The sequence below is a fragment of the Variovorax sp. P4_D9 genome (assembly GCF_056401695.1).
This window is the reverse complement of sequence record NZ_JBFUIU010000031.1, coordinates 1-20,940: the sequence shown is the minus strand read 5'-3', so window position 1 is coordinate 20,940 and position 20,940 is coordinate 1. Positions and strand designations below refer to the sequence as shown.

19 protein-coding genes are annotated in these 20,940 nt (G+C 69.5%); 9 read left to right on the top strand and 10 right to left on the bottom strand.

What is annotated here, in order from left to right; all coding sequences use genetic code 11:
• Window positions 1-5: 5 nt before the first annotated feature.
• From AC1DY5_RS05805 to AC1DY5_RS05790, 4 genes are all read left to right on the top strand, one after another.
• A complete protein-coding gene (locus AC1DY5_RS05805; RefSeq protein WP_478109533.1) occupies window positions 6-2,960 on the top strand; it encodes an L-glutamate gamma-semialdehyde dehydrogenase in 2,955 nt (984 codons plus the stop codon).
• 84 nt (window positions 2,961-3,044) lie between these two features.
• Window positions 3,045-4,316: a Glu/Leu/Phe/Val family dehydrogenase gene (locus AC1DY5_RS05800; protein ID WP_478109531.1), complete on the top strand. Its 1,272-nt coding sequence runs from the start codon at window positions 3,045-3,047 to the stop codon at window positions 4,314-4,316.
• Window positions 4,316-4,939 carry a nucleoside/nucleotide kinase family protein gene (locus tag AC1DY5_RS05795; protein ID WP_478109555.1) on the top strand — a complete coding sequence of 208 codons (624 nt, stop codon included), beginning with the start codon at window positions 4,316-4,318 and terminating at the stop codon, window positions 4,937-4,939. Before AC1DY5_RS05800 ends, AC1DY5_RS05795 begins: the two co-directional genes overlap by 1 nt.
• A gap of 92 nt (window positions 4,940-5,031) precedes the next feature.
• Complete coding sequence (locus tag AC1DY5_RS05790) at window positions 5,032-5,676, top strand: DUF2242 domain-containing protein (protein WP_478109529.1); 645 nt, start codon at window positions 5,032-5,034, stop codon at window positions 5,674-5,676.
• Window positions 5,677-5,682: 6 nt separating this feature from the next.
• On the opposite strand, the gene AC1DY5_RS05785 is transcribed toward AC1DY5_RS05790, so the two are convergent.
• From AC1DY5_RS05785 to AC1DY5_RS05770, 4 genes are all read right to left on the bottom strand, one after another.
• Window positions 5,683-6,081: a response regulator gene (locus AC1DY5_RS05785; RefSeq protein ID WP_478109527.1), complete on the bottom strand. Its 399-nt coding sequence runs from the start codon at window positions 6,079-6,081 to the stop codon at window positions 5,683-5,685.
• Window positions 6,082-6,198: 117 nt separating this feature from the next.
• On the bottom strand, window positions 6,199-7,110 hold the full coding sequence (gene rocF, locus AC1DY5_RS05780; protein ID WP_478109525.1) for an arginase: 912 nt from the start codon (window positions 7,108-7,110) through the stop codon (window positions 6,199-6,201).
• Window positions 7,111-7,184: 74 nt separating this feature from the next.
• Complete coding sequence (locus tag AC1DY5_RS05775) at window positions 7,185-8,432, bottom strand: branched-chain amino acid ABC transporter substrate-binding protein (RefSeq protein ID WP_478109523.1); 1,248 nt, start codon at window positions 8,430-8,432, stop codon at window positions 7,185-7,187.
• 39 nt (window positions 8,433-8,471) lie between these two features.
• The gene (locus AC1DY5_RS05770; protein ID WP_478109521.1) at window positions 8,472-9,164 is read right to left on the bottom strand and encodes a TetR/AcrR family transcriptional regulator; all 693 of its coding nucleotides are present in this window, start codon (window positions 9,162-9,164) and stop codon (window positions 8,472-8,474) included.
• 75 nt (window positions 9,165-9,239) lie between these two features.
• Here AC1DY5_RS05770 and AC1DY5_RS05765 point away from each other — a divergent pair, with 75 nt between their 5' ends.
• The 4 genes from AC1DY5_RS05765 (at window position 9,240) to AC1DY5_RS05750 (ending at window position 15,430) form a co-directional block, all read left to right on the top strand.
• Window positions 9,240-10,853: an AMP-binding protein gene (locus AC1DY5_RS05765; protein WP_478109519.1), complete on the top strand. Its 1,614-nt coding sequence runs from the start codon at window positions 9,240-9,242 to the stop codon at window positions 10,851-10,853.
• Window positions 10,854-10,857: 4 nt separating this feature from the next.
• The gene (locus AC1DY5_RS05760) at window positions 10,858-14,157 is read left to right on the top strand and encodes a carboxyl transferase domain-containing protein (RefSeq protein WP_478109517.1); all 3,300 of its coding nucleotides are present in this window, start codon (window positions 10,858-10,860) and stop codon (window positions 14,155-14,157) included.
• 46 nt (window positions 14,158-14,203) lie between these two features.
• Entirely contained in the window at window positions 14,204-14,941 is a 738-nt protein-coding gene (locus AC1DY5_RS05755) for an SGNH/GDSL hydrolase family protein (protein WP_478109515.1), read from the top strand.
• Window positions 14,942-15,055: 114 nt separating this feature from the next.
• Complete coding sequence (locus AC1DY5_RS05750) at window positions 15,056-15,430, top strand: YXWGXW repeat-containing protein (protein ID WP_478109513.1); 375 nt, start codon at window positions 15,056-15,058, stop codon at window positions 15,428-15,430.
• Here the strand turns inward: AC1DY5_RS05750 and AC1DY5_RS05745 are convergent.
• From AC1DY5_RS05745 to purU, 3 genes are read right to left on the bottom strand one after another with little or no spacing between them, the layout of a single operon-like run.
• Complete coding sequence (locus AC1DY5_RS05745; protein WP_478109512.1) at window positions 15,427-16,152, bottom strand: LrgB family protein; 726 nt, start codon at window positions 16,150-16,152, stop codon at window positions 15,427-15,429. The genes AC1DY5_RS05750 and AC1DY5_RS05745 overlap by 4 nt on opposite strands.
• A gap of 4 nt (window positions 16,153-16,156) precedes the next feature.
• Entirely contained in the window at window positions 16,157-16,504 is a 348-nt protein-coding gene (locus AC1DY5_RS05740) for a CidA/LrgA family protein (protein WP_478109511.1), read from the bottom strand.
• Window positions 16,505-16,514: 10 nt separating this feature from the next.
• On the bottom strand, window positions 16,515-17,360 hold the full coding sequence (gene purU, locus AC1DY5_RS05735; RefSeq protein ID WP_478109510.1) for a formyltetrahydrofolate deformylase: 846 nt from the start codon (window positions 17,358-17,360) through the stop codon (window positions 16,515-16,517).
• A 94-nt stretch (window positions 17,361-17,454) separates the two neighbouring features.
• On the opposite strand from purU, the gene aptA reads away from it, so the two are divergent.
• Window positions 17,455-18,789: an omega-aminotransferase AptA gene (gene aptA / locus AC1DY5_RS05730; protein ID WP_478109508.1), complete on the top strand. Its 1,335-nt coding sequence runs from the start codon at window positions 17,455-17,457 to the stop codon at window positions 18,787-18,789.
• On the opposite strand, the gene AC1DY5_RS05725 is transcribed toward aptA, so the two are convergent.
• The 3 genes from AC1DY5_RS05725 to AC1DY5_RS05715 all read right to left on the bottom strand — a co-directional run.
• Window positions 18,773-19,609 carry a ChaN family lipoprotein gene (locus AC1DY5_RS05725; RefSeq protein ID WP_478109506.1) on the bottom strand — a complete coding sequence of 279 codons (837 nt, stop codon included), beginning with the start codon at window positions 19,607-19,609 and terminating at the stop codon, window positions 18,773-18,775. The two genes, aptA and AC1DY5_RS05725, sit on opposite strands and share 17 nt — an antisense overlap.
• 29 nt (window positions 19,610-19,638) lie before the next feature.
• Entirely contained in the window at window positions 19,639-19,917 is a 279-nt protein-coding gene (locus tag AC1DY5_RS05720; RefSeq protein ID WP_286371057.1) for a BTH_I0359 family protein, read from the bottom strand.
• 116 nt (window positions 19,918-20,033) lie between these two features.
• On the bottom strand, window positions 20,034-20,940 hold a 907-nt coding region (locus tag AC1DY5_RS05715), incomplete at its 5' end, for a DUF3108 domain-containing protein (protein WP_478109505.1).

The following is a 20,940-nucleotide window of genomic DNA, read 5'->3' as shown; positions in this document are numbered from 1 at the left end:
TCGCCATGCGCCTGCCCAGCCCCTACCGGCCCGAAGCCGACATCGTCTCGCACCGCCTCGCCTCGCTGATGGGCGCCCTCGACTGGACGTCCATCGTGCCCCTTGCGACGCCCTGGGTGCGCGCCGTGCGCCACAGCCCGCCGCCGTTCTGGGCCATGGAAAGCCTGTTGCGCGAATACCCGATCTCGAGCGCCGAGGGCCTTGCGCTGATGCGGCTGGCCGAGGCGCTGCTGCGCGTGCCGGACGCCGAGACCGCCATCGCGCTGACCGCCGACCAGCTGGGGCGCGCCAACTTCGAGAGCAGCGCCGACTCGACCCTGGCGCGCCTGTCTTCGTCGGCGATCGCGTTGTCGAAGAAGTTCCTGCCCGGCGCGAAGGCCGAACCGGGCCTGATGGCCAGGCTGGGCGCCCGCACCGTGGTCGCCGCGACCCTGCGCGCAGTTCAGCTGTTGGGGCGCCAGTTCGTGCTCGGCCAGACCATCGAGGAGGGCATGGCCGAGGCCCGCTCGGCCCACAAGAAGCACGCCGCGCTGCGCTTCAGCTACGACATGCTCGGCGAGGGCGCGCGCACCGACGCCGATGCGTTGCGCTACCTCGACAGCTACGTCAACGCGATCCAGTCGATCGCCACCGGCGCCGACCGCGCCGGCACGCCGGAGCACAACGACGGCATCTCGATCAAGCTCAGCGCGCTGCATCCGCGCTACGAGGACGCCCAGCGCGAGCGCGTGATGCGCGAACTGGTGCCGCGCGTCTGGCAGCTGTGCGTGCTGGCGGCCGATGCCAACCTGAACCTCACGATCGACGCCGAGGAGGTCGACCGGCTCGAACTCTCGCTCGACGTCTTCGAGGCGCTGGCCGAGAATGTGGCGGCCGAGAAGCCCCAGTGGCGCGGCTTCGGCCTGGCGATGCAGGCCTACCAGACGCGCGCGCTGGAACTCATCGAGCACGTGGCCGGGATCGCCCGCAAGCACGGGCTGCGGCTGATGTGCCGGCTGGTCAAGGGCGCCTACTGGGACGCCGAGATCAAGCGCGCCCAGGAGCTGGGGCTGCCGCACTACCCGGTGTTCACGCACAAGCACCACACCGACCTGAGCTACCTGGCCTGCGCGCGGGCGCTGCTGGCGGCGCCGGATGCGATCTATCCGCAGTTCGCGACGCACAACGCGGGCACCATCGCGGCGATCCTGCGGATGGCGGGCGATACACCGTTCGAGCTGCAGCGACTGCACGGAATGGGCGAAGGAATCTACCGAGAGGTCATGAAGAGCAGCGCCGTGCCGGTGCGCGTCTACGCGCCGGTCGGCCGCCACAAGGACCTGCTGGCCTACCTGGTGCGCCGGCTGCTCGAGAACGGCGCCAATTCCTCCTTCGTGAACCAGCTCGGCGACGAGTCGGTCGGCATGGACGAGCTGCTGGTCTCGCCGCTGTGGCTCGATCRCCATCCCTCGCTGCCGCTGCCGCCCGAGCTCTACGGCCTGGCGCCCGCGCGGCGCAACAGCAGCGGCGTCGACCTCGCGGTGGAATCGATGCGAGCCCCGCTGTGGGCCGCCTACGCCGATACCGTGGTGCCGAAGGTGCCTGAATTCGACGCGCAGCGGGCCGAGGAGGCCGTCGCGAGCGCGGCCGCCGCCTACCGCGCCTGGACCCGCTCGCCGGTGGCGCAGCGCGCCGCCGCGCTGCGCCATGCGGCCGATGCGCTGCAGGCCGGGCTGCCGCGCTTCTGCGCCCTGCTGGTGAAGGAGGCCTTCAAGACCTGGGGCGACGCGGTGGCCGAGGTCCGCGAGGCGGTCGACTTCCTGCGCTACTACGCCGACGAGGCCGAGCGGCTGATGCAGCCGGTCGCGCTGCCCGGACCGACCGGCGAGAGCAACGAGCTGCGCTTGACCGGCCGCGGCCCCTGGGTCTGCATCAGCCCCTGGAATTTCCCGCTGGCGATCTTCCTGGGTCAGGTGGCGGCCGCGCTGGCGACCGGCAACACCGTGCTGGCCAAGCCGGCCGAGCAGACGCCGGCCGTGGCGCTGGAGGCGGTGCGGCTGCTGCATGCCGCCGGCGTGCCGGCCGGGGCGCTGCAGCTGCTGCACGGCCCGGGCGAAACCGTTGGCGCCGCGCTGGTCGCGGCGCCCGGCGTGGCGGGCGTCGTCTTCACCGGATCGACCCAGGTGGCGAAGATCATCCACCGCGCGCTGGCCGCCAAGGACGGCCCGATCGTGCCGCTGATCGCCGAGACCGGCGGCATCAACGCGATGCTGGTCGACTCCAGCGCGCTGCCCGAGCAGGTGGTCGACGCCGTGGTGCAGAGCGCCTTCCGCTCGGCCGGCCAGCGCTGCTCGGCGCTGCGCCTGCTGCTGGTGCACGAGGAGATCGCCGAGCCAGTGATCGAGATGATCCGCGGCGCGGCAAGGGAACTGAGCGCCGGCGATCCGGCCCTGCTGGCCACCGATGTCGGCCCGGTGATCGACCGCGAGGCCTTCGAGAACATCCAGCGCCACCTGCAGCGGCTGGATTCGGAGGCCACGGTGCTGCTGGCGCCCGCGGCGGCGGCATCGGCGGCTGAAAACCTGATCCCGCCCCACGCCTACGAAGTACCGGCAATCGACCGTGTGACGGCCGAGATCTTCGGCCCGGTGCTGCAGGTGGTGCGCTGGTCGGGCGAGCCGCAGGGGGTGATCGACGCCATCAACCGGCTCGGCTTCGGGCTCACGCTGGGCATCCAGACCCGTATCGACAGCCGGGCGCTGACGCTGGCGGCGCGGGCCCACGTGGGCAATGTCTACGTCAACCGGAACATCATCGGTGCCGTCGTCGGCGTCCAGCCCTTCGGCGGCGAGGGGCTCAGCGGGACCGGCCCGAAGGCCGGCGGCCCGCACTACCTGCTGCGTTTCTGCGCCGAGCAGACGCTCACCATCAACACCACCGCCGCGGGCGGCAACGCGGCCCTGCTTGCCGCCATCGCATAACCGCCAAAGCAACGTGCATAGGCATGGCGCGGCGGGCGCCGCGCGACTATTGTGGCGCCTGCCCGTTCAACACCAAGGATCGCAATGAGCTCCGAACTCTCCTACGTCCAGCCGACCGCCAACAGCCMCTGGGGCACCTACCTGTCGCAAGTCGATCGCGTCGTCCCCTACCTCGGCGGCCTGGCCCGCTGGGTCGAGACCCTCAAGCGCCCGAAGCGCGCGCTGATCGTCGACGTGCCGATCGAGATGGACGACGGCTCGATCGCCCATTTCGAGGGCTACCGGGTGCAGCACAGCCTGTCGCGCGGGCCGGGCAAGGGCGGCGTGCGCTTCCACCCCGACGTCACGCTCGAGGAAGTGATGGCCCTGTCGGCTTGGATGACGGTCAAGACTGCCGCGGTCAACCTGCCGTACGGCGGCGCCAAGGGCGGCATCCGGGTCGACCCGAAGAAGCTGTCGCTGAAGGAACTGGAAAAGGTCACGCGCCGCTACACCAGCGAGATCGGCATCATCATCGGCCCGCACACCGACATCCCGGCGCCCGACGTCAACACCAACGCCCAGATCATGGCCTGGATGATGGACACCTATTCGATGAACGTCGGCGGCACTGCCACCGGCGTCGTCACCGGCAAGCCGCTGCACCTGGGCGGCTCGCTGGGACGGGTCAAGGCCACCGGCCGCGGGGTCTTTGTGACCGGCCGCGAGGCGGCGCGGCGGCTCGGGCTCGACCTGCGCGGCGCCCGCATCGCGGTGCAGGGCTTCGGCAACGTCGGCTCGGTCGCGGCCGAGCTGTTCGCCGAGGCCGGCGCCAAGATCGTCGCGGTGCAGGACCACACCGGCACCATCGTCAACGACAAGGGGCTCGACCTCGCGAAGCTGGTGCCGATCTCGCGCACCGACGGCGTGGTCGGCTTCAAGGGCGGCGAGGTGGTCGACAACGAGGCCTTCTGGGACGTCGCCTGCGACATCCTGATCCCCGCCGCGCTCGAAGGCCAGATTACGGCCGAGCGGGCCGAGAAGACCAAGGCCAAGCTGGTGCTCGAGGGCGCCAACGGCCCGACCGTGCCGAGCGCCGACGACATCCTGGCCGAGCGCGGCGTGCTGGTGGTGCCCGACGTGATCTGCAACGCCGGCGGCGTCACGGTCAGTTACTTCGAGTGGGTACAGGACTTCTCCTCCTTCTTCTGGGACGAGGACGAGATCAACGTGCGGCTCGACCGCATCATGATGAACGCGCTTAACCACATCTGGGACACCGCCGACAAGCACAAGATCACGCTGCGCACTGCCACCTACGCGGTGGCCTGCGAGCGGATCCTGATGGCTCGCGAGGAGCGCGGTCTGTACCCGTGATGGCTTTGCCCGCCGCCGAACTGGCGCGCATCGAGGCCTTGCTGGCCGGCGGTGGGCGCTGCCTGCTCGGGCTCGTCGGTGCGCCGGGATCGGGCAAGTCGACCCTGGCCCAGGCACTGCTCGAGGCCGTGCCGGGGCGCGCCCAGGTGGTGCCGATGGACGGCTTCCACCTGGCAAATTCGGAACTGCAGCGGCTCGGGCGCAGCGCTCGCAAGGGCGCTCCCGACACCTTCGACAGCGCCGGCTACGTGGCCCTGCTGCAGCGCCTGCGGGCCCAGCCGGCCGGCGAGACCGTCTATGCGCCCGAGTTCCGGCGCGAGATCGAGGAGCCGGTCGCCGGGGCGATCGCGGTGCGGCCGGACACCCGACTGGTCATCACCGAGGGCAATTACCTGCTGCTGGAGGAGGGCCCCTGGGCCCGGGTGGCGCCGCTGCTCGACGAAATCTGGTACGTGGATGTCGACGATTCACTGCGCCGGGAGCGCCTGTTGCGGCGGCACCAGCAGTTCGGCCGCAGCCGCGAGGCGGCGCTGGCCTGGGTGGCGCAGACCGACGAGCCCAACGCGCAGCGCATCGCCGCCACGCGGGCGCGGGCGCAGCATATCGTTCGCTTCGACGATTGATCAGGGAACGCCGGAGCGCCCCGCATGTCAAAGGCTGGCCCGCGCTCCCGCGGCTTGCTAGCATTCCGCACTCCGCCCATCCCATGCCTGCCATGCGTTTCACGTCCTGCCGCGCCGCCTCCGCCGCGCTGCTGCTGCTCTCGTCTCTGGTCGCCGGCTGCGGCCTCAACATGCCGCAACGGGTGTCCTACGAGCCGGAAGAGTTCGATTCCACGACCACCCACACGCGCAGCTACGCCGCCAACGAGGCCCAGACCTGCGAGGCGGCCCGGCGCGCGCTGCTGAGCCAGGGCTACATGGTGACCCTGGCCAATGCCGACCTGGTGACCGGCCGCAAGAGCTTCCAGCCCGCCGCCGAGGTGCACGTGGAGGTGGAGTTCCGGGTCGTCTGCGCGCGCGAGAGCAATGGCCGGAGCGGGGGGCGYGGCACCATCGCCTTCGCCAGCGCGCTGCAGGACCGCTACGGCATCAAGAAGGTCAACAACTCCGCCACCGTCGGCGTCGGCGCGATCGGCTCGCTGTCGCTGCCTTTCAGCTCGAGCGACGACGCGCTGGTCAAGGTGGCGAGCGAAACGCTGACCGACGAGCGCTTCTACGACCGCTTCTTCTCGCTGATCGACCGTTTCCTCCCGGCCGCGGCGGAGGGCAAGCCGGTCGAGGCCTCGCCGGTGGTGACGCCGCAGCCGCTGATCGAGGCGCCGCTCACGCCGGTGCCGCCGTCGCCGTCGCGCGGCTGACGATCCTCAGGCAGGGACCCCGGGGGTGCTTCGGGCCAGGGCGGCTTCCAGCTGCGCCACGCTGAAGGGCTTCTGCAGCCAGACCGCATCCGGGATTGGCGTCGCCGGCGCCGGCCGGCCGGTCGCGAAGATGATGTCGAGCTGGTCTAGGTTGTGGCGGCTCCGGAGGCTCTCGGCGAGGTCGAGGCCCGACAGGGCCGGCAGTCCGACGTCGGTCAGCAGCACGTCAAAGGCCTTCTCGTAGAAGCGGTCCTTGGCGATCTCGGCGCTCCTGACGCCGGTCGCCCAGTGTCCGAGCAGCCGCAGCATCTCGATGGTCGCCGCCAGGGCATCGGGGTCGTCCTCCACCACCAGCACGCGCAACCCCCTGGGGTGCTCCTCTGTGGTCATTCCGTAGATTGGCATGGTCGTGTCCTTCGGCCAAACACTCTAGGCGCCGAGCGCGGCGCCGGGCTGCCGTCAAACACGCTTTCCTTCGTAGGAAAGCGGCTCGACATGCGCGCTGCGGCAGCCAGGCTGCTGTCAACGCACCAGGGTCGACTTGCCGAACAGGCTTTCGATCAGCTCGACCGCGATCTCGGCGGTCCGGTTGCGCACATCCAGCGCCGGGTTCAGCTCCACCACGTCGAGCGAGCCGAGGCGCCCGGTGTCGGCGACCATTTCCATGCAGAGTTGCATCTCGCGCCAGGTCGGGCCGCCGCGCACGCCGGTGCCGACGCCCGGCGCGTAGTCGGGGTCGAGGCAGTCGAGGTCGAAGCTCACGTGCAGGTGGGTGTCGTCGTCGACGTCCTGCAGCGCCTCGGTCATGGTGGTGCGCATGCCGTGCTCGTCGATGTGGCGCATGTCGAAGACACCGAGGCCGAGCGACTGGATGGCCGATTTCTCCTCGGCATCGACGCTGCGGATGCCCAGGAAGCGGATCGCGTCGTGCGCCAGCGCCGCCGGCTCGCCGCTCCAGCCGGTGAGTGCCGCCGGCCCGTGGCCGAGCAGACAGGACACCGGCATGCCGTGCAGGTTACCGCTCGGGCTGGAAGTCTCGGTGTTGACGTCGGTATGGGCGTCGAGCCACAGCACGCGAAGCTTCTGCCGCCGCTGGCGCACGTGCCGGGCGATCGCGCTGATCGAGCCGACCGCGATGCAGTGATCGCCGCCCAGCAGCACGGGGAGCTGCCTGGCTTCCAGCGCCTGGTCAACCGCTTCATAGACCAGGCGGTTCCATTCGATCACTTCGGGGAGGTGGTGCAGCCCTTCGGCCGGCACCTCCCACGGCGTGCCCGGACCGGCCAGGTTGCCGCCGTCGATCACCTCGAAGCCGAGACTGGCCAGCGTGTTGGCAAGGCCCGCCACCCGCAGCGCATCGGGCCCCATGCCGGCGCCGCGGGTGCTGGCGCCGATGTCGGTCGGTGCGCCGATCAGTCGAAGGATGCGGGTCATGCGCTGGTCTCCAGGGAGATTGGGGTGGAGCCGCTACGGTACCGCACCGGCATGACAGCCGGCAACCCTGAAGGTCAGGGGCGGGGCATCTTACAGTCGGTGCCCTGCGCCAGTTCGTTGCCGCTGTAGATCGCATCGGTGCGGAAACCGTACTGGGTGCCTTCCCAGCCGACCTTGACCGCCTTGCCGTCGACCGGCGCGATCGTGTTGACCACCTGCGGCAGCAGCAGCTGGTGGTCCTCGGCGCGCATGCGCACCGGGCCGACCACCGAGTCGAAGCTCAGGTCTTCCATGGCGAGCGCCACCTTGGTCGTGTCGGTGCTGCCGGCCTTGTTGATCGCGGCGGCCAGCAGGCGCGGCGTCATCTCGATGCGCGGCGCCAGGAAGTCCTTGCCGGTCTTGGCCTTGTAGCTCCTGGCGAGCGCATCGACCTTGGGCGAATCGGCCTGGCCGGGATGCCATTCAGCGACCCAGGTCAGCTGGCCCAGCCTGGCCTGCGACACCGCCAGCACCGTGCCCGGTACCGAGCCGGCGCTGTGGTTGTAGTAGTGCAGGTCGTAGCCGGCATCGCCTGCGGCCTTGAGCAGCAGCGTCATGTCCTGGCCCCAGTTGCCGGTGATCACCGAATCGGCGCCCGACTGCTTGATGTTGGCCAGGTAGGGCGCGAAGTCCTTGACCTTGCCGATCGGGTGCAGCGTCTCGCCGACGAACTGGATGTCGGGACGGGCCAGGCCGACCAGCTGGCGGCCGTAGCTGGCCCACTGCTTTCCGTGCGCGTAGTCCTGGTTCAGTAGGTAGACCTTCTTGACCTCGGGCGTCTTCTTGATGGTGTTGGCGATCGCCTTCATCTTCATCGCGGTGTTGGCGTCGGTCTGGAAGTGCCAGAAGCTGCAGGACTTGCCGGTCAGCTCGGGGTCGATCGAGGAGTGGTTCAGCACCAGCAGCTCCTTGCCCGGATTGCGCTGGTTCCAGCGGTTGACCGCCTGCACCAGTGTGCTCACCACCGAGGAGCCCGAGCCGCCCGTGACGATGGCGCGCGCGCCCTGGTCGATGGCGGCCTGCAGCGCGGTCTGGCTCTCCTGCGCCGACAGCTTGCTGTCGAACTGCAGCAATTGCAGCCTGGTGCCGCCGAGCACGCCGCCCTTGGCGTTGATGTCCTCGATCGCGTACTGGGTGTGCGTGAGCATCAGCTCGCCGACGTTGGCGAAGGGGCCGGACAGCGGATCGATGTAGGCGATCTTGTAGCTCTGCTGGGCCTGGGCGGTGCCGACGGCGAGCAGGGCCGCGGCCGCGAGGGGCGCAAGCGGGCAGGGGAACTTCATGGGTGACTCCGGTTCTTGGGGAAAGAAGAGTGGCGCGGCTCAGGCCGTGCGCTCGCGCAGCCCGAGCACCCGCCAGGCCAGCTTGCTGAGCTCGGCCACCACCTCGTCGGGCGAGAGCCGGCCATCGGGCCGGTACCAGCTGTAGAGGAAGCCGGGCAGGCTCAGCGCCGCGAAGGCGGTGATCTTGGTCTCGCCGAAGTCGAGGTCGCCGTCGCTGCGGGCCTGCTCGAGTAGCGGGAAGAGCTGGTCGTAGAAGTGGTGGGCCAGCTTCTTCTGCGCCGCGATGTACTCGGGCCGGTAGACCTGCGGCTCCTTGTAGGCGAAGAAGGCGCAGGGGTGGTGCGCGACCGTCGCGCGAATCAGCCGTTCGATGCCGTCCTTGACCTTGTCGACCGCGCGGCGATCGTCGCCGGCGGCGAAGTCCATGGAGGTGAAACAGTCGACCGCGGGCCGCCACGAGAGCGTCTCGAAGATCTCCTGCTTGTCGCGGAAGTAGTAGTAGACGAAGGGCTTCGTGACGTCGAGCGCGCGCACGATCTGCGCCATCGTGGTGTTGGCGTAGCCCTGCGCGGCGAACAACTGTGCCGCCGCCTGCAGGATGCGCTCACGCTGCACGTCGGTGCCGGCGGTGGCGGCGCGCTGCCGGCCGGTGCCTTGCGGGAGGTCGATGCGGGGGGAGGGCGCATCCTCGCGCCCAGAGGGTTTGTGCTGTGTCGCCGAAGTTATACCCATGGGTAGGATCTTGGTGCACCATGCTGCGCTTGGCAAGCGCCCGAGTTCTATCGATAACCCTGAGAGACTGACGCCATGGAGACAAGCCGGCTTCCCGACCGCCCGCAGCAGCCGCTGCACGAGTACCTTCGCACCCATGCGCGCGAGCGTGGCGGCCAGCCGGCCTGCATCTGGTACGGCCACGCGATGAGCTACGCCGAACTCGATGCGGCCAGCGATGCCTTCGCGGCCCGGCTGCAGGCCATCGGCGTGAAGAAGGGCGAGCCCGTGGTGCTGTTCCTCAACAACTGCCCGCAATACCTGGTCGCGCATTTCGGCATCCAGAAGATCGGCGCCATCGTCTGTCCGAGCGGGCCGCTCAACAAGGAGCACGAGCTGGCTTACCAGGTCAACGACCTGCAGGCGCGCGTGATCGTCGCCGCCTCGTCGCTGCTGCCGGTGGTCGACAAGGTGCGCACGCAGAGCGCGCTCGCGCACGTGTTCGTGGTGCACTACGCCGACCTGCTGCCGGCGGCGCCCGCGCTCGACCTGCCGGCCGAGCTGGCCGCGGCGCAGCGCGAGCCGCGTGGCGTGCCTGCCGGCTGCGAGGACTTTCTCGCGGTCGCGAAGAGCGGCGAGCGCCCGGCGCCGGTGGCGCTCTCGCTCGACGACGTCGCGCTGATGACCTACACCTCGGGCACCACCGGCCTGCCCAAGGGCGCGATGCTGAGCTACGGCAATGCGCTCTTCAAGACCCGCGCGGCGGCCGACTGCAATGGCGTCACGGGCGGCGACGTGCTGCTGTCGATCGCACCGCTCTATCACATCGCGGGCATGCTGATGGGCGTCAACGTGCCGGTGCTGACCGGCGCCACCTCGGTGCTGATGCATCGCTTCGATCCGCGCGCGGCCTTGCAGGCGATCGACCGCCACAAGGTCAGCTGGTGGTACAGCATCGCACCGATGAACGTCGCCTGCATGCAGCTGCCGGACATCGCGAGCTTCGATCTCTCCAGCCTGCGCATGAACCCGGTCACCAGCTTCGGCATCGCCTTCACCGAGCCGCTGGCGCAGCAGTGGCGCGGCTTCGCGAAGAACTGCAGCTCCTTCGAGGCCRCCTACGGCCTCAGCGAGACCCACACCTGCGACACCTACACGCCGCACCATGCGCCGCGCTGGGGCACGCAGGGCATCGCGGTGCCGGGTGTCACGATCCGCATCGTCGACAGCGACACCGGCGAGGACAAGGCCACCGGCGAAGTCGGCGAGATCGTGCTGCGCAGCCCGGGCTCCTTCAAGGGCTACTGGAACAAGCCCGAGGCCACCGCCGCGACCTTGCGCGACGGCTGGGTCCACACCGGCGACATGGGCAGGATCGACGCCGACGGCTACCTCAGCTTCATCGGCCGCTTCAAGGAAATGATCAAGGTGTCGGGCTACAGCGTGTTCCCCGAAGAGGTCGAGACCATCCTGATCAAGCACCCCGCCGTGGCGCAGGCCGCGGTCATCGCCCAACCCGATGCCGAGAAGGGCGAGGTGGTCAAGGCCTTCATCGTGCGCAAGCCGGGCGTCGCGCTCGACGCCGACGCACTGATGGCCTGGGCCCGCGACAACATGGCGAGCTACAAGGCCCCGCGCGCGGTGCGCTTCATCGACGCCCTGCCGACCACCGGTGCCGGCAAGGTGCTGCGTCGCTTGCTGAAAGACTGATCCGATGCTGAAGAAGGTACTGATTGCCAACCGCGGCGAGATCGCGGTGCGGCTGGTGCGTGCGTTGCAGGACCTGGGCATCGCGAGCGTCGCGGTCCATGCGAAGGACGACGCCGCGGCGCTGCATGTGCAGCTCGCCGACACGGCGGTGGCGCTCGACGCGGCCGGCCCCTCGGCTTATCTCGACGGCGCGGCGCTGATCGCCATCGCCCGCGCCCAGGGCTGCGATGCGGTGCATCCGGGCTACGGATTCCTGAGCGAGCGCGCCGATTTCGCGCAGGCCTGCGCCGATGCCGGCCTGCGCTTCATCGGCCCGACGCCCGAGCAGCTCGCGCTGTTCGGCGACAAGGCGCGTGCCCGCGCGCTGGCCGAGCAATGCGAGGTGCCGGTGATGCCGGGCAGCGCCGGCGCCGTGACGCTGGCCGAGGCGCAGGCCTTCTTCGCCGCGCAGCAGGCCGACGGCGCGGGCGTGATGATCAAGGCGATCGGCGGCGGCGGCGGCCGCGGCATGCGCGCCGTGCTCAACGCCGCCGACCTGCCCGAGGCGCATGCGCGCTGCACCTCCGAGGCCAAGGCGGCCTTCGGCGTCGACGGCGTCTACGTCGAGCGCCTGATGCGCCATGCGCGCCACATCGAGGTGCAGGTGCTGGGCGATGGCCACGCCGTGGCGAGCCTGGGCGAGCGCGAGTGCACGTTGCAGCGGCGCTTCCAGAAGCTGGTCGAGATCGCGCCCAGCCCCTCGCTGCCCGAGGCACTGCGCCTGCAGGTCACGCAGGCGGCGCTGCGGATGGCCAAGGCGGTCGGCTACCAGAGCCTCGGCACCTTCGAGTTCCTGGTCGACGAGCGGTCGACCACGCTGCCCTTCGTCTTCATCGAGGCCAATCCGCGCCTGCAGGTCGAGCACACGGTGACCGAGGCGGTCACCGGCCTCGACCTGGTGCAACTGCAGATCGCCGTCGCCGACGGCCAGACGCTGGCCGACCTCGCGATCGATGCCGACCGCAGCGCGGCGCAGCGCGGCTTCGCGGTCCAGTGGCGCATCAACGCCGAGACCCTCGATGCCGAGGGCCAGGCGCGGCCGTCCGGCGGCACCCTGGCGCGCTTCGACCTGCCGGCCGGGCCCGGCGTTCGGGTCGATAGCCATGGCTATGCGGGCCTGGCGCCGTCGCCGCACTACGACACGCTGCTGGCCAAGCTGATCGTCCATTCGGCCTCACCGCGCTTCGCCGATGCGCTGCGCCGCTCGCTGCGCGCGCTCGAGGAGTGCCGCATCGAAGGCATCGCAACCAATCTGTCCTTGTTGCGTGCGATTGCAGAGCGACCCGAGTTCGCGACGCAGGCTGTGCACACGCGCTTCGTCGAAGCGCATCTGGCCGATCTGCTCGCCGCCGCGACGCGCATCGATGCGGCGAACGCAAGGGCGGCACGTGGGCTGTCCTTGCATGTCGAAGCGGTTTCGCGTCCGGACGAAGACGACGCCCGGGTGGTCAAGGCGCCGATGCCCGCGAAGCTGGTGCAGTTCGAGGTCGATGTCGGCGACCTCGTGCCGGCGGGTGCGCAGCTGGGCGTGCTCGAGGCCATGAAGATGGAGCATCTCCTGCATGCGCCTTTCGCCGGTCGCGTGGTGGCGTTGCTGGCCGTTGCCGGCGACTACCTGGTCGAAGGCCAGTCGCTGCTGCGGCTCGAAGCCGTCGATGCGCAGGCGGTCGAAGCCGAGGCGCAAGCCGCGCACGACCTCGACCAGATCCGTCCCGACCTGCAGAAGGTCATCGATCGCCACGCGCCGACGCTCGATGCGAACCGGGCCGCCGCGGTGGCCAAGCGCCAGCGCCAAGGCAGCCGCACCGCGCGCGCCAACATCGCCGACCTGTGCGAGCTGGCCGATGACCCGGGCAACTTCACCGAGTACGGCGCGCTCGCGATCGCCGCCCAGACCCGCCGCCGCACGCTCGAGGACCTGATCGCCAACACCCCGGCCGACGGCATGGTGACCGGCATCGGCAGCATCAATGCGAGGCAGTTCGGTCCCGAGAAGTCGCGTGCCGTGGTCATGTCCTACGACTACACGGTGCTGGCGGGCACGCAGGGCATGCGCAACCACCACAAGACCGATCGCATGCTCGGCATCGCGCACCAGCTGCGCCTGCCGGTGGTGCTGTTCGCCGAAGGCGGTGGCGGCCGGCCGGGCGACACCGACTTGGCCGTCGTCGCCGGCCTCAACAACCACACCTTCAGCCAGTTCGCGGCGCTGTCGGGGAAGGTGCCGGTGGTCGGCATCGTGCACGGCCGCTGCTTTGCGGGCAATGCGGCGCTGCTCGGCTGCGCGGACGTCATCATCGCGACCGAGGCCAGCAACATCGGCATGAGCGGCCCGGCGATGATCGAAGGCGGCGGCCTGGGCACGTTCGCACCCGAGCAGATCGGCCCGAGCGCCGTGCAGTCGCGCAACGGCGTGATCGACATCCTGGTCAAGGACGAGGTCGAGGCGGTGGCCGCGGCCAAGCAGTACCTCTCGTACTTCCAGGGCGCGACCGGCGACTGGCAGTGCGCCGATCCGCGCGCGCTGCGCCATGCGGTGCCCGAGAACCGGCTGCGCGTCTACGACGTGCGCGCCGCGATGCGCGGCGTCGCCGACACCGGCTCGCTGCTCGAACTGCGCGCCGGCTTCGGCGCCGGCATCGTGACCGCGCTGGCACGCATCGAAGGCAGGCCGGTCGGCCTGCTGGCCAACAACCCGCACCACCTCGGCGGCGCCATCGACGTCGAGGCGGCCGACAAGGCCGCGCGCTTCATGCAGCTGTGCAACGCGCACGGCCTGCCGCTGGTGGCGCTGTGCGACACGCCCGGCTTCATGGTCGGTCCGGAGATCGAGGCCCAGGCCCAGGTGCGCCACGTGTGCCGGATGTTCATGGTGGCCTCGCACCTGCGCGTGCCGTACTTCGCGGTGGTGCTGCGCAAGGGCTACGGCCTGGGCGCGCAGGCCATGACCGCCGGCGGCTTCGACGCGCCGGTGTTCACTGTGGCCTGGCCCACGGGCGAGTTTGGTGCCATGGGTCTCGAGGGTGCGGTGCGGCTCGGCTTCCGCAAGGAGCTCGAAGCCGCGGCCGACGGCGCCGAGCGCGATGCGCTGTTCAGGAAGCTGGTGGCGCAGCAATACGCCAACGGCGAGGCGATCCACATGGCGCAGACGCTCGAGATCGATGCGGTGATCGATCCCGCCGACACGCGGGCTTGGCTGGTGCGCGGGCTGGCGTCGGCATCGGCGCCGCGCGAGCCGGCGCAGGCCTACGTCGATACCTGGTGATCGCCGCGGGAAGGCCGGGTCGCAAGCTTCGTACACTGCACTTTGCATGAAGCTGCTTTCCCGACGCCGCGCCGCCCTCCTGCTCGGCTCCCTGATCCTCGGCGTGCACGCGCCGGCCCCGGCACGGGCGACCAACGCCGGCATGGTGGTGGCCTTCGGCGATTCGATCACCGAGGGCGTCGGAGCGATCGAGCACAAGCGCAGCCCGGTCCGCTACCCGGATCGGCTGTCCGCGCGGCTGCGCGCCCAGCGCGGCCAGCGGTCGGTCACGGTCGTCAATGCCGGTGTTTCGGGCAACCGGCTGCTGGCCGACGGCGTGGGCCTCAAGGGCATCGCGCGTTTCGAGCGCGACGTGCTGTCGCGCCCCGGCGTGACGCACGTGCTGATTCTCATCGGCATCAACGACATCGGCATGAGCATGCCCGAAGGCGCGTCCGGCCCGATCGGTGGGCAGCCGACAGCCGAGGAGATCACGGCCGGCTTGCAACTGCTGATCCAGCGGGCGCAGGCGCGCGGCATCAAGGTGCTGCTGGGCACGCTGCCGCCCTTCAAAGGGGCGAGCTACTGGAGCGAGGAAAAGGAGTCGCGCCGCGACGCCGTGAACCGCTGGATTCGCAACCGCCGCAATGTGGCGGCAGTCGTGGACTTCGATGCGGTGATGCGCAATCCGGCCGATCCGCAGGCCTTGAATCCACTGCACGACAGCGGCGACCATCTCCATCCCGGGAATGCGGGCTACGCGGCGATGGCGGACACGATCGATCTTCGGGCACTACGCAAGTAGCCGTGGTACGGCGGCAAGGCAGTTCACAGCTCTACACAACACTTCGCCTGCGGCTTACGTGGAATTCACACGGCGCAGGGAGGATGAAGGCTCCTACAACTCGAAGGAGTCCTCATGAAGAAACTTGCAGTCAGCCTCGCCGTCGGTGCCGCATCGCTGCTGTCGCTCGGCGCCGCAGTGGTGCCCGCCACGGCGCAAGCCCAGCCGGTGGTCTTGGTCCGTACCGCCCCGCCGCCGCCGCGCCCCGAGCACGTGCCGCCGCCGCGCCGCGGCTACGTCTGGGCGCCGGGCCACTACGAGTGGAACGGCCATCGCTATGTCTGGAATAGGGGCACCTACATGCGTGAGCGCAACGGCTATGCCTATCGCGAACCGCGCTGGGACGAGCGCGATGGCCGCTGGGAATATCACCGCGGCGGCTGGGACCGTGACCACGACGGCGTGCCGAACGCCTACGACCGCCGACCGGACAATCCGAACCGCAGCTAGAACAGTTTGAAGATCAGCGGCATCAGCAGGGCGGCGAGCACGACCTGCATGCCGAGCGCCAGCCCCGCGTAGGCGCCGGCATTGGCGTCGACGTGCAGCGCGCGTGCGGCGCCGATGCCGTGGGCCGCAGTGCCGAGGCCGAAGCCGCGGGCCGCATAGCCCGTGGCATCGGTGCCGATGCGCAGCGCATCGAAGAGGTACTTGCCCGACAGCGCGCCGATCATGCCGGTGAGCACCGCGAACACGGCCGAGAGGGCCGGGATGCCGCCGATCTTTTCCGAGATGCCCATGGCCACCGGCGCGGTGACCGACTTGGGCGCGAGCGACAGCACGACATCGTGCGGCAGGCCGACGGCCCAGCCCAGCGCCACCGCCGACCCCCCGGCCGCCGCGCCGCCGAGCAGCGAGGCCAGCAGCAAGCGGCCATAACGCGCCCGCAGTTCGGCGCGCCGCTGCCACAGCGGCCAGGCCAGCGCCACGACGGCCGGCCCGAGCAGGAAGTGAATGAACTGCGCGCCGGCGAAGTAGGTCGGGTAATCGACGCGGGTGGCCAGCAGGCCGCTCGCCAGCACCACCACCGACCACAGCACCGGGTTGGCCCACGGCGCACCGCCGGCCCGGGCGTAGGCCGCGTTCGCGAGCAGGTAGACGACCAGCGTCGCGGTCAGCCCGAACAACGGCGTGGCCGACAGGTAGATCCAGAGTTCGACGAAGCGCGGCATGCGGCTACACCTTCTTGCGGCGGTCGGGCCAGTAGAGCACCAGCGCGGTCACCGCGAGGCCGATCCAGGTCGACAGCGCGATCACCAGCAGCATGCGGCCGCCGTATCGGCCGAGCAGCGCGAGGTGCGTCATGACGCCGACGCCGACCGGCACGAACAGCAGCGACAGGTGGGCCAGCAGGAAGCTCGCGCATTCGGCCACCGGTTCGCGCACGACCGCGAAGCGCAGGCCCCCGAGCATCAGGATCATCCCGAGCACCGGTCCCGGCAGCGGCAGCAACAGGCCGCGCGAGAGCAGTTCGCCGACCGACTGGAACACCAGCAGCCAGGCCATGCCGCGCAGACCGTTCATGAGGGCGGCGCTACTTGAAGACCACCGTGCGATGGCCGTTCAGCAGCACCCGGTGCTCGCTGTGCCACTTCACGGCCCGCGCCAGCACCTGGCTTTCAGTGTCGCGGCCCCGGGCTGTCAGCGCCTCGACGGTGTCGGTGTGGTCGGCGCGCTCGACGTCCTGCTCGATGATCGGGCCTTCGTCGAGGTCGGCCGTCACGTAGTGGGCAGTGGCGCCGATCAGCTTCACGCCGCGGTCGTGCGCCTGGTAGTAGGGCTTGGCGCCCTTGAAGCTCGGCAGGAACGAGTGGTGGATGTTGATCGCCCGGCCGGCCAGCTTGCCGCACAGGTCGTTGCTGAGGATCTGCATGTAGCGCGCCAGCACCACCAGGTCGGCGCCTTCGGCCTCGATGATCTCGAGCTGCTTCGCCTCGCCCTGCGCCTTCGTCGCGGCCGTCACCGGGATGTGGTGGAAGGGCACGTTGTAGCTGGCGGCCAGCTGGTAGAAGTCGCGATGGTTCGAGATGATGGCGCGGATGTCGATCGCCAGCAGTCCGCTCTTCCAGCGGAACAGCAGGTCGTTGAGGCAGTGGCCTTCCTTGCTGACCAGGATCACGGTCTTCATCGGTTCGGCGGCAGCGTGCAGTTTCCAGCGCATGCCGAAGTCGGCCGCGAGGGCGCCGATCTGCTCGCGCAGCTTGTTCTCTCCGTGTTCGCAGGCGAATCGCACGCGCATGAAGAACAGGCCGGTGTCGTGGTCGTTGTACTGCGCCGCTTCTTCGATGTTGCCGCCGCGCTCGAGCAGGAAGCCGGAGACGGCATGCACGATGCCCGTGCGGTCGGGGCATGAGAGGGTGAGGATGTACGCGGGGTTCATAAGGGCGCACATTGTCGCAGGGCCGCCAGCCGGCCGTGGCTGGTGCCAAAATGACCGCTTCCTCGACCGCCCCCGAACTTGCAGGAGTGACTTCATGGCCTTCAACGACTTCAACATGGACAACCAGTGGTTGCCCTTCACGCCCAACCGTTCGTTCAAGAAGGACCCGCGGGTCTTCGTGGCGGCCGACGGCATGGAGTTCACGACCCACGACGGCCGCAAGGTGATCGACGGCATCTCGTCGCTGTGGTGCGTCGGGGCGGGCCACAACCGCAAGCCGATCAACGAGGCGATCAAGAAGCAGCTCGACACGCTCGACTACGCCACCGCCTTCCAGGTCAGCAACGACAAGGCCTTCACGGCCGCCGAGAGAATCGCCGCGATGGCGCCCGGCGACCTCAACAAGGTGCTGTTCTGCAATTCGGGCAGCGAAGCGGCCGACACCTCGATGAAGGTCGCACTGGCCTACCACCGCGCCCGCGGCGAGGGCCACCGAAATCTGTTCATCGGCCGCGAGAAGGGCTACCACGGCGTCGGCTTCGGCGGCATGTCGGTGGGCGGCATCCCGGGCAATCGCAAGGTGTTCGGCTCGGCCTTCCTGCCGCGCGTGGACCACATGCGCTTCATCCACGACCCGGTCAACCACGCCTACATCCACAACCAGGAGCCGGTCTGGGCCGAAGATCCGCTGGCCGACCTCGAGCAGCGGATCCTGCCGCTGCACGACCCGAGCAACGTGGCGGCGATCATCGTCGAGCCGGTGGCCGGTTCGGCCGGCTGGTACCTGCCGCCCAAGGGCTACCTGCAGAAGCTGCGCGAGATCTGCGACAAGCATGGAATCTTGCTGATCTTCGACGAGGTCATCACCGGCTTCGGGCGCATGGGCACCAACTTCGCGTCCGACTTCTACGGCGTGGTGCCCGACATGCTGAACTTCGCCAAGTGCGTGACCAACGGCGTGATCCCGCTCGGCGGCGTAATCTGCCGCGACAAGCTCTACGACGAGATGATGAAGACCTCGGCGCCCGAGCACGTGGTCGAGTTCTTCCATGGCTATACCTACTCCGGCCACCCGGTGGCCTGCGCTGCGGCCATCGCGACGCTGGACCTGTTCGAGAAGGAGCAGTTGTTCCCGCGCGCCGGCGAGATGGGCAAGGTGCTCGGCGATGCCTTCCACGACACCTTCAAGGGGCTGCCGAACGTGATCGGCATCCGCAGCCTGGGCCTGGCCGCGGCGGTCGAACTGGCGCCGATAGCCGGCCTGCCGGGCAAGCGCGCCTACGACATCTTTCTGGACTGCTATCACAAGGGCGCGCTGGTGCGCCCGGCCGGCGACGTCCTCGTGATCGCGCCACCCTACATCGTGGAGAAGTCGCACATCGACACGCTGGTCAATACGCTGGCGGATTCGATCAGGAAGAACGCCTGAGGTCGGCGCAATAGTCCTTCTCTGGCAGTGCCGGCGTCAGCCAGACGGCATCGAAACTCCCGTCGGCGGCGTCTGCCGGGCCGGCCTGCATCCGCACCGCCTTCACTGTGACATCGGTCGGCAGGTGCTGGGGCACGCCGAGCCGCTTGTCGGCATGGCCTGCACCGCTCACCAGCAGCACGGTCTTGCCCGGTACGCGCGCCTTGACGATGGCCTGCGCCATGGCCCGGTCGCGGGCGACCTGGATCCGCGCCATCGGGACGATCTGGGACTCGGGCAGGAGATTGCAGTGGCCGCTGCGCACGGCGGCCTGCTGGGCGGCGCGCGCGCTGTTCGACAACTGGGCGTCGAGCGAGACATCCGCCATCGCGTCCCGCATGTGCGCGCGTTGCAGATTGGCCCCGATCACCGGCACGCCCGCACGCACCGCGGTCATCACCACCGGACCGTAGACGGTCCAGGGCCAGCCCTTGTCGTTCCAGCCCAGGGCGGCCCGCACCTGCGCTTCGGTCGCATCGGCCGACAGATGGTGTGTGCTGTTGCCTTCTTCCGCCATCTCGAGGGCCACGGCGGCCAGCCGACCCTGCTGCGCCAAGGCCTCGACGGCGTCGCGCTCGATCTGCTGGTGCTCCGCTGCGTCGTGCTGCTCGCCCAACAGCAGTGCCTCGGCTGGCATCTGGGCCGACACGCGGCGGGCGATCGGGGTGTCGGAGGGGGAGGGGCCGGAGGCCGCGCAGGCCGCGAGCAATGCGGCGGCGAGAAGGAGTGGCGCCAGGCGCCCGGCAGGAAAGGAAAGCGCGGAAGGGCGTCGAAGCGTCATTCCGCGATGCTAGCGGGGGCGGCAGCCTTTCAGTGCACCAAAACCGGAGTGTGCGCTAACTCGGCGTAGCCTTCGAGCGTGTCCTCGACCTCTTCCTGGGTCGGGGTGTTGAGCTGCCAGGCGGCGATCTGCTGCTGGAACAGTTCTGCCCAGGAGCCGTCGAGGTAGACCTCCTTACCCGATCGCTTGTCCACGATCTCGAAGCCGTGGCGTGCAAGCACCGGCAGGTGGGGCGCCGCGGGCGCCTCGCCTTCGGTCGGCTGCACGTGCACGACGACGAAGGAGTCGGAGTCGTAGAGCATTTGCATGTCGGGTCCTGTGAGGATGTCGATGGCATTCATGATGTTTAGATAGCAATCAACGCGCCAGTTTCAATATCCAGCGTTGCTTTGTAGGCATGCGCCTGTTTCCGTGTGTGTTTTTGTCACGGATTCGACGCCCGCAATGCGCTCTGGTTGCGCATTTGGAGGTCGATGAAGTCGCCGTTGGTCTGGGTCTGCTTGATCCGCACCGGCAGCCAGCCGAGTTCCGGCGCCAGCCAGAGCTCGATCTTGTCGTCGAAGGGCTTGCGCGGGTTGCGCGTGAGTTTGCGGGCCTTGAACTGGCCGGCCGGCACGCCGAGCTCTTCCTCGCCTTCAACGTTGAAGGTCCAGATCTCGGCATCGCGCTGGCCGACCGTCTGCACCGCGATCACCGCGCCCGGCGGGTAGCGCGCCGGATCGCCGGCCAGCAGGGCGCCGAGCTGCAGCACCACGCTGAGGCGGTCCTGTGCACCGGCCAGGAGCATCACGCTCGGCGCGTTGTTGCTGAACACGACCAGCCCCCGATCGCGGTCGAAATGGGACGCGACCTCGGTCCTGCGGGTGTCCGAGAAGTGCAGGGGCTCGATGCCGGTCGGACCGATGCGGCCGCTGCTGTGCTGGCTGCGCAGCGTCTTGAAGAGGAAGGTCCACGCCAGCTTCAGGTCGTACTGGCTGCCGTCCTGCAGCCAGACCAGCTCTCCGAACACGCCCTGCAGCGGCTGTGCGCCTTGCTGGGCCGTGGCGGCGAAGGCCAGGCGCACCGATCCCGGCACCTGCAGCGTCACCGGCCCCGCGATGTTGCCCGTGGTGTCGCCGCCGGCCCCGGCGTCCGAGGTCGAGGCGCCGGATGTGCCCGGGCCGACCGTTGCCGGCGCAGCGGCCCCGGCGTCGGGCGCCGGCGCGTCGCCGGCATCGATCRCCGCCTGGGCGATGAGGTCGTTCGGCGGCTCGGCGGGCGGCATCGGGTGGTCGACGGCCGTCGCGGGCGCCGGCTCGACCGCGGGACGAGGGCGCGGTGCGGGCCGCGGC